General features: G+C 40.1%; 10 protein-coding genes. 7 read left to right on the forward strand and 3 right to left on the reverse strand.

The window, feature by feature from the left end; all coding sequences use genetic code 11:
* The first annotated feature begins 19 nt into the window (after nt 1–19).
* The 3 genes from J6O61_RS13115 (at nt 20) to pap (ending at nt 3,044) form a co-directional block, all read left to right on the forward strand.
* Nucleotides 20–967 carry an L-lactate dehydrogenase gene (locus J6O61_RS13115; protein ID WP_292214087.1) on the forward strand — a complete coding sequence of 316 codons (948 nt, stop codon included), beginning with the start codon at nt 20–22 and terminating at the stop codon, nt 965–967.
* Nucleotides 968–1,305: 338 nt separating this feature from the next.
* Entirely contained in the window at nt 1,306–1,524 is a 219-nt protein-coding gene (locus J6O61_RS13120) for a hypothetical protein (protein ID WP_292214090.1), read from the forward strand.
* Nucleotides 1,525–1,571: 47 nt separating this feature from the next.
* Nucleotides 1,572–3,044, forward strand: coding sequence for a polyphosphate:AMP phosphotransferase (pap, locus tag J6O61_RS13125; RefSeq protein WP_292214093.1), 1,473 nt, complete (start codon nt 1,572–1,574; stop codon nt 3,042–3,044).
* 77 nt (nt 3,045–3,121) lie between these two features.
* Here the strand turns inward: pap and J6O61_RS13130 are convergent, their stop codons facing one another.
* Together J6O61_RS13130 and J6O61_RS13135 are read right to left on the reverse strand one after the other, a co-directional pair.
* Nucleotides 3,122–3,388 carry a hypothetical protein gene (locus J6O61_RS13130; RefSeq protein ID WP_292214096.1) on the reverse strand — a complete coding sequence of 89 codons (267 nt, stop codon included), beginning with the start codon at nt 3,386–3,388 and terminating at the stop codon, nt 3,122–3,124.
* Between the two features lie 5 nt (nt 3,389–3,393).
* On the reverse strand, nt 3,394–3,738 hold the full coding sequence (locus tag J6O61_RS13135) for a winged helix-turn-helix transcriptional regulator (protein WP_292214099.1): 345 nt from the start codon (nt 3,736–3,738) through the stop codon (nt 3,394–3,396).
* 135 nt (nt 3,739–3,873) lie between these two features.
* Between J6O61_RS13135 and J6O61_RS13140 the strand changes: the two genes are divergently transcribed.
* The 3 genes from J6O61_RS13140 to J6O61_RS13150 are packed head-to-tail and all read left to right on the forward strand — an operon-like array spanning nt 3,874 to nt 5,042.
* Nucleotides 3,874–4,059 carry a 4Fe-4S binding protein gene (locus J6O61_RS13140; protein WP_292214102.1) on the forward strand — a complete coding sequence of 62 codons (186 nt, stop codon included), beginning with the start codon at nt 3,874–3,876 and terminating at the stop codon, nt 4,057–4,059.
* 1 nt (nt 4,060) lies between these two features.
* Nucleotides 4,061–4,648: a 4Fe-4S binding protein gene (locus J6O61_RS13145; RefSeq protein ID WP_292214104.1), complete on the forward strand. Its 588-nt coding sequence runs from the start codon at nt 4,061–4,063 to the stop codon at nt 4,646–4,648.
* A gap of 4 nt (nt 4,649–4,652) precedes the next feature.
* Complete coding sequence (locus J6O61_RS13150) at nt 4,653–5,042, forward strand: C-GCAxxG-C-C family protein (protein WP_292214108.1); 390 nt, start codon at nt 4,653–4,655, stop codon at nt 5,040–5,042.
* 63 nt (nt 5,043–5,105) lie between these two features.
* Here the strand turns inward: J6O61_RS13150 and J6O61_RS13155 are convergent, their stop codons facing one another.
* Entirely contained in the window at nt 5,106–5,510 is a 405-nt protein-coding gene (locus J6O61_RS13155; protein ID WP_292214110.1) for a DUF3592 domain-containing protein, read from the reverse strand.
* A gap of 169 nt (nt 5,511–5,679) precedes the next feature.
* Here J6O61_RS13155 and J6O61_RS13160 point away from each other — a divergent pair, with 169 nt between their 5' ends.
* On the forward strand, nt 5,680–6,357 hold the full coding sequence (locus J6O61_RS13160) for a TIGR00266 family protein (RefSeq protein WP_292214113.1): 678 nt from the start codon (nt 5,680–5,682) through the stop codon (nt 6,355–6,357).
* The last annotated feature ends 209 nt before the right edge of the window (nt 6,358–6,566 follow it).

The following is a 6,566-nucleotide window of genomic DNA, read 5'->3' on the forward strand; positions in this document are numbered from 1 at the left end:
AAATAAAAGGAGGCACATTATGGCAGCACTTAATGAAAGAAAAGTAGCAGTAGTAGGTTGTGGATTTGTCGGCTCAGCATCAGCTTTCGCTCTTATGGAGAGCGGGCTTTTTTCCGAAATGGTGCTGATTGATGTGAACAAAGAAAAAGCAGAAGGCGAAGCTCTTGATATCAGTCACGGACTTCCTTTTGCAAAACCTATGCAGATATACTCCGGTGATTATAAAGACGCCGGAGATGCTGCTGTTGTGGTAGTTACTGCAGGAGCAGGACAAAAACCGGGTGAAACAAGACTGGATCTTGTGAAAAAGAATGTAGGTATCTTCAAGTCCATAATTCCGGAGATTGCAAAGTACAATAAAGAGGGAATCCTTTTGATAGTGGCCAATCCTGTGGACATACTTACCTACGCTGCGGCAAAACTCAGCGATTTTCCTGAAAACAGAGTGTTTGGTTCAGGAACAGTTCTTGATACGGCAAGATTTAAGTATCTTCTCGGCGAACATCTGAGTGTAGACAGCCGTTCCGTACATGCTTTTATAATTGGAGAACATGGAGACAGCGAGATTGCAGCCTGGAGCAGCGCGAATGTTTCAGGAATTCCAATCCATGATTTCTGCGAGATGAGAGGACATTTTGAACATGAAAAATCTATGAAAGAAATAGCAGAGAATGTAAAGAACAGTGCCTATGAGATCATTGAGAAGAAGGGCGCAACATATTATGGAATCGCCATGAGTGTAAGGCGAATCTGTGAAGCAATCATCCGGGATGAGAAATCGATACTTCCTATCTCAAGCATACAGCATGGTGAAAATGGTATTGATGGTGTCGCACTGAGCATGCCTGCCATAGTTGGAAGAAGAGGTGTTGAAGGCTCTGTGCCTATCAGACTAAACGAACAGGAAAAAGAAGCACTTCTTAAGTCTGCGGAGACATTGAAAGCTGTAATAGAGGAATCAATTTAGGGCATATGCAGTTATTTTAACAAAACAAAAACATGAAGGAAACAAAACTCTAACACTTTTATGGTAAGATATTATCGTAAAAACGTACTGGAAGTGTTAGAGTTTTTTTATTTGCATAAATTGATGACTATGTATGGTAAAAACTTCAGAAAGTAAAGACAAGATCCAAATGGAAGTATTATTCAAAAGAATAAAGCCCTACTTCTTGGATGAAAAATCATCTTTGGCTGTCATAAATATAATAGGTATGTCGGGATTGTTGTCAATGATGTGAACGAAAAAACAAATATATGATACAATTAAATTGATACCGGAAACATTCACATCGGGAGATTTTTATGAAATCGGAAGCAGATATCGTGAAAAGGCTAAATGATGAGATTGACAGTTACCTTACTTGTCCCAAGTTTACTGTAGAGGAGCATGCCCACAACGTAACAATGCTGGCATGGGTTCTTGATATATCTGATGAGCATCTCAGTGAAATGATAAAGGTCTCTGAGGCTTCTTTTGGTGGAAGTGTCACTGATAGTTCCGATTATTATGATGAGGACTGATTGTTGATGAAGTAGTGTGCTAACGCTTTGTTGTGAGGAGGTATGCCATGCTTAAAGATTTCGTTAAACCGGATTACTCAAATGATGACGAGCTTAAAATGCGGATAAAAGAGGAGCGAGCTCATTTGACTGCTTCGCAGATGAAGATAAAAGAGGCAGGGCTTCCTGTCATGGTTATTTTCGAAGGATGGAATGCTGCCGGAAAAGGTGCCATTATTGGAAAAGTCATAAGAAACATTGATCCCAGATTTTTTAAGGTTGCGACCATGGACAGAGAGCCTAGTGATGAGGAAAAGAGATATCCCTTCCTTTATAGGTTTTTTAAGGAAATTCCGGAAGCCGGAAAATTCAGGTTTTATGATACTTGCTGGATGAACGAGGTTGTCAGCGGTGTCATAGATGGAAAGTTAAACGACGAGGATTATAAAAAGAAAATTCATTCAATTAACGTTATCGAGAGACAGTTGTGCGATAACGGCTATCTTGTTATGAAGTTCTTTTTCCATATATCAAAAAAGGAGCAGAAAAAGCGTCTTGAAAACCTTCTTGATAGCAAGGATACAAGGTGGAGAGTTGATAAAGAAGATTTAAGGCAGAACAAGAACTATGACAGCTGCCTTGAGGTGTATGAGAAATACCTTGAAGACACCAATGAATCCAGAACCCCATGGTACATTATTGATGCGACAGATAAAAAAGTGGCAGAATATGAAGTTTTAAGGTTTTTAAATCAGGGAATCGATATTGCACTTACTAACCATAAGATGAATGTACCTATTCTTCAGAACACATTTCCGATGGAGAAAGTAACAAAGCTATCTGATATTTCACTTACAGATAAGACTCTGACTGATGAGGAATACAATGAAGAACTTGAAAAGCTTCAAAAGGAACTTAGAGATCTTGGAAATAAGGTTTACAGAAAGAAAATTCCTGTAATTATCGCTTACGAAGGGTGGGATGCTGCCGGAAAAGGAGGCAACATCAAGAGAATAACGGAAGCTCTTGATCCAAGGGATTATGTAGTTGAGCCGATTGCCAGCCCTGAACCTCACGAGAAGGCAAGGCATTATCTGTGGAGATTTTGGACTCGACTCCCCAAGACCGGACACATTACCATTTTCGACAGAACATGGTATGGAAGAGTGATGGTTGAGAGACTTGAAGGCTTTTGCTCAGAGAATGACTGGCAGAGGGCTTATAACGAGATAAATGAGTTTGAAAAAGAACTTTATGAATGGGGCGCCGTGATCATTAAGTTCTGGGTACAGATAGATAAAGATACTCAGCTTGAGCGCTTCACCGACAGACAGAACACACCTGAAAAACAATGGAAGATTACAGATGAGGATTGGAGGAATCGCGATAAGTGGGATCTGTATGAGACTGCGATAGATGAGATGATAGAAAAGACAAGTACAACATTTGCTCCCTGGTATGTTCTTGAATCCGTTGACAAGAAATATGCGAGGATAAAAGCGCTAAAGATTGTAATTGAGCAGATAAAAGAGCGCTTATAAATATTATTTTGTTGTAGTAAAAAATGTCTTTTGGTAATCTATGTAGGGAATTGAAGCCCAAGATACCATTTAGGCTTTTATGCTGCCTTTTTATTAGCCATGATTTTTAGCGAATCCGTCAGATGCTGATGATGGACGTTTGTGGCATCAAAGTTTACCGTTTTAAAGGCAAACTGCATGATTGGGCCTGTAGCGAAAGAACAGATTATTGTTCCTACCCCTACAGGGCCGCCAAGCAGCCAGCCAATAAGTGTTGCAAGGCTAAGAAGAGTGATGCTTACAAGACCTATCGGTATTTTATGAGCGCGTTTAGCAAGTGCTACAAGTAAAGTGTCACGTGCCAAGAGCTTCAGAGGTTATTTTCTCCCCATTTCTTTAATTCAAGAAGGATAGGAATCAGGCTTTTCGCCTTGGCAGTAAGATTATACTCAACTCTTACAGGCATTTCATCATACATTTTTCTTTCAACAAGCCCATCTCTTTCAAGCTCTTTTAGTGAAGTGGCAAGCATGGTATTGGTGATTCCAGCGATAGAACGGTTAAGTTCTCCATATCTGACAGTTTCGTTGTTGTCGATGACGCATAGAATCATGATTTTCCATTTTCCGCCTACAATATTTATAACCTTCTTTAGTCCGCAGCCTTCACCGGCAATACTGTTGCACAAAGGCTCTTTTTTTGCTGTTTTTCCCATGGTATTGTTTTCCTTACTAAGTACATATAATCTGCGTACTTGATATATTTTTTATACCTAATACAATATAAGCATTGGCAAGAAAAATCAAGTAAATATCAAGTAAATATTTAGGTAGGAAGGAAATGGTGACAAATGAGAAAGGCAGTTAATGATATAAACAGGTGCGTTGCCTGCGGAGTCTGCGCTGGTGAGTGTCCAAGAGAAGCAATAAGCATATACAAGGGCTGCTACGCGGTTATCGACACGGCTAAATGCGTGGGCTGCGGTATATGCCAGCGTGCATGCCCGGCAGGATCAGTAAAGGTTGAGGAGGTTTAAGATGGCATCTAGAAAGAGAAAGCATTGGTATGATTACCTTTGGATTTGGACAATTATATACTTTGCATTAGGATTTTTTAATATTCTTTTTGCATGGCTTGGTATGATAGATTTTATACTGCCTCTTATATTTGCAATAGCAGGAGGCAATAAATGGTTTTGCAACCATATGTGTGGGAGAGGGCAGTTATTTATGGTGCTTGGAAGAAGTCTAAAATGTTCCCGAAGAAAACAGGCACCTTCCTGGATTTCATCCAAATGGTTCAGGTATGGTTTTTTGACATTTTTCATGACAATGTTTGGTACAATGATATTTCAGACCTATCTTGTTTTTTCGGGAGCAGGATCACTTAGGAAGGTGATAAAGCTGTTTTGGACCTTCAAGGTACCATGGAAATGGGCGTATAATGGATCTATATTACCTGACTGGGTAGCGCAGTTTGGCTTTGGGTTTTACAGCCTTATGCTAACATCCACACTTATAGGGCTGATTGTGATGGCAATTTACAAAGAGAGAACCTGGTGTTCATTCTGTCCAATGGGGACAATGACTCAGGGAATTTGCAAGATTAAGGCAAGGAGAGGATAAAACTATGACAATTGAGGAAAGAGCAGCAAAAGCTGTGGAAATGAAAACATCAGGAAAATATAACTGTGCGCAATCTGTGACAGCAGCACTTGCTGACAGGACTGAACTTTCAGAAAAAGAGCTGATTCAGATTTCAGCAGGGTTCTGTGCAGGCATGGGAAATATGGAGGCAACCTGCGGAGCGCTCATTGGTGCAGGGATGATTGCAGGTCTTGAAACAAAAGGAAGCGGCACCCTTGCAAAGACAAGGAAGATTCAGGAAGAATTTGCCGGAAGGTGCGGAGCAATAAAATGCAGAGACCTTAAGACTATGACAGATGGAAAGCCACTATGTCCATGCGAAGAATGCGTCAGAAATGCTGTGGTTATCTATGGAGAAATTATGGGAGAGTAAAAGCGCAGTACTAAATCAGGGCAGTTTAGATGTTTGACTCTATTGAGCCAAAGGCCATAAAAGTCATGGCCTTGCCCTCAAGCCGCGGAAAAAGGTTGTAATACCTGCCAGTATACCTATCGTTCCCAAGCTGAACATGACGATGGGAAATGCTTTGGAAGAAGCTATAATCTTGGTCGGATCATCGGGATTGTAATAAATGCCTATTTCTTTTCCCTCATACATTGAAGCATTGTATTCTCCCATAACGGTTTCAATTTCCTTACCATCCGCATTGAACTTTACGGAAACCTTATAATCATAATCTTCGGTGGCAGAATCATATGTTTCCTCAATATGAGTAATTACACCGGTTGTTTCCGTATAAACTGCACGGTTTCTGATATTTGTGATTCCTGTAAAGATTGTGAAGCATCCGGCTGCAAAGAAGAGGATAGGCATTACAAATCTCATAAATACTCCGTTCATTTCATGCACCTCCTTCAAATTTATACATAAATTATACCATTTTGCGTATATTATTTTTGTAAAAAAAGTAAAAAAATAAGCTGCATCCATGCGACGAACTGTTGAAAAATGCACTTCCCAAAAGTAAAATAATATTTAGCGACGTTGACTTTTTTCTTAGGAGGTGCTTATGCGATACTCTATTGAAGGCGAACCATTACCTGTTGTTATATGTGACGTTGAAAACGGGGAAATGCTGAAATGCGAAAGCGGTTCTATGGCCTGGATGACTCCGAATATGAAAATGGAGACAAAGGGCGGTGGAATGGGAAAGATTCTGGGACGGGCTTTTTCAGGAGAATCTATTTTTCTCAATAACTTCACAGCAGAAGGCGGACCCGGAACAATTGCTTTAGCTTCCAATGTACCCGGTTCCATAAGAGCCTTCGAGATTAGCCCCGGGCATGATATAGTTGCGCAGAAAAATGCGTTTCTTGCCTGTGAAGCGGGAGTTGATCTGGATATCTTTTTTCAAAAGAAATTTGGCACCGGAATCTTCGGTGGAGAAGGCTTTATAATGCAGAGGCTTTCAGGACAGGGAATAGCTTTTGTTGAATTTGACGGCTATTGCAAGGAATATGATCTTGCAGCAGGGCAAAGTATGATTGTAGATACCGGATATCTCGCAGCTATGGACTCTACTTGCTCCATTGATGTAAGGACTGTACCCGGAATTAAAAATGCGCTGTTTGGAGGGGAGGGGCTGTTCAACACAGTAATCACAGGTCCCGGACATATATGGCTTCATACCATGCCTGTTTCACATCTTGCAGGTGCATTACTGCCTTATATTCCATCAAAGAGCTGAAATTTATCTGCTGATATATTTTGAAATATATGATATATATCATATATATTTGATATGAGATTTTTTTACTAAATTAGTGTATGCTCAGCAACCGGCTGATTTTTTCAGCCGATGCTTTCGCATAAAAAATAACAACAATTGTACCTTGAAAATATCAAAATCAATTTTTGGAACAAAGAAAGCCTTAACAGGCTATCCAAGTTCATTGA

Origin of the sequence: Butyrivibrio sp. (assembly GCF_017635265.1) — a bacterium.
Lineage (GTDB): Bacteria > Bacillota > Clostridia > Lachnospirales > Lachnospiraceae > Butyrivibrio.

Bases quoted from the DNA above. Each gene is read 5' to 3' on its own strand.
- J6O61_RS13150 (WP_292214108.1), top strand. From the start codon at position 4,653: ATGACAATTGAGGAAAGAGCAGCAAAAGCTGTGGAAATGAAAACATCA.
- J6O61_RS13145 (WP_292214104.1), top strand. From the start codon at position 4,061: ATGGCATCTAGAAAGAGAAAGCATTGGTATGATTACCTTTGGATTTGG.
- pap (WP_292214093.1), top strand. From the start codon at position 1,572: ATGCTTAAAGATTTCGTTAAACCGGATTACTCAAATGATGACGAGCTT.
- J6O61_RS13155 (WP_292214110.1), bottom strand. From the start codon at position 5,510: ATGAACGGAGTATTTATGAGATTTGTAATGCCTATCCTCTTCTTTGCA.
- J6O61_RS13135 (WP_292214099.1), bottom strand. From the start codon at position 3,738: ATGGGAAAAACAGCAAAAAAAGAGCCTTTGTGCAACAGTATTGCCGGT.
- J6O61_RS13160 (WP_292214113.1), top strand. From the start codon at position 5,680: ATGCGATACTCTATTGAAGGCGAACCATTACCTGTTGTTATATGTGAC.
- J6O61_RS13120 (WP_292214090.1), top strand. From the start codon at position 1,306: ATGAAATCGGAAGCAGATATCGTGAAAAGGCTAAATGATGAGATTGAC.
- J6O61_RS13115 (WP_292214087.1), top strand. From the start codon at position 20: ATGGCAGCACTTAATGAAAGAAAAGTAGCAGTAGTAGGTTGTGGATTT.
- J6O61_RS13140 (WP_292214102.1), top strand. From the start codon at position 3,874: ATGAGAAAGGCAGTTAATGATATAAACAGGTGCGTTGCCTGCGGAGTC.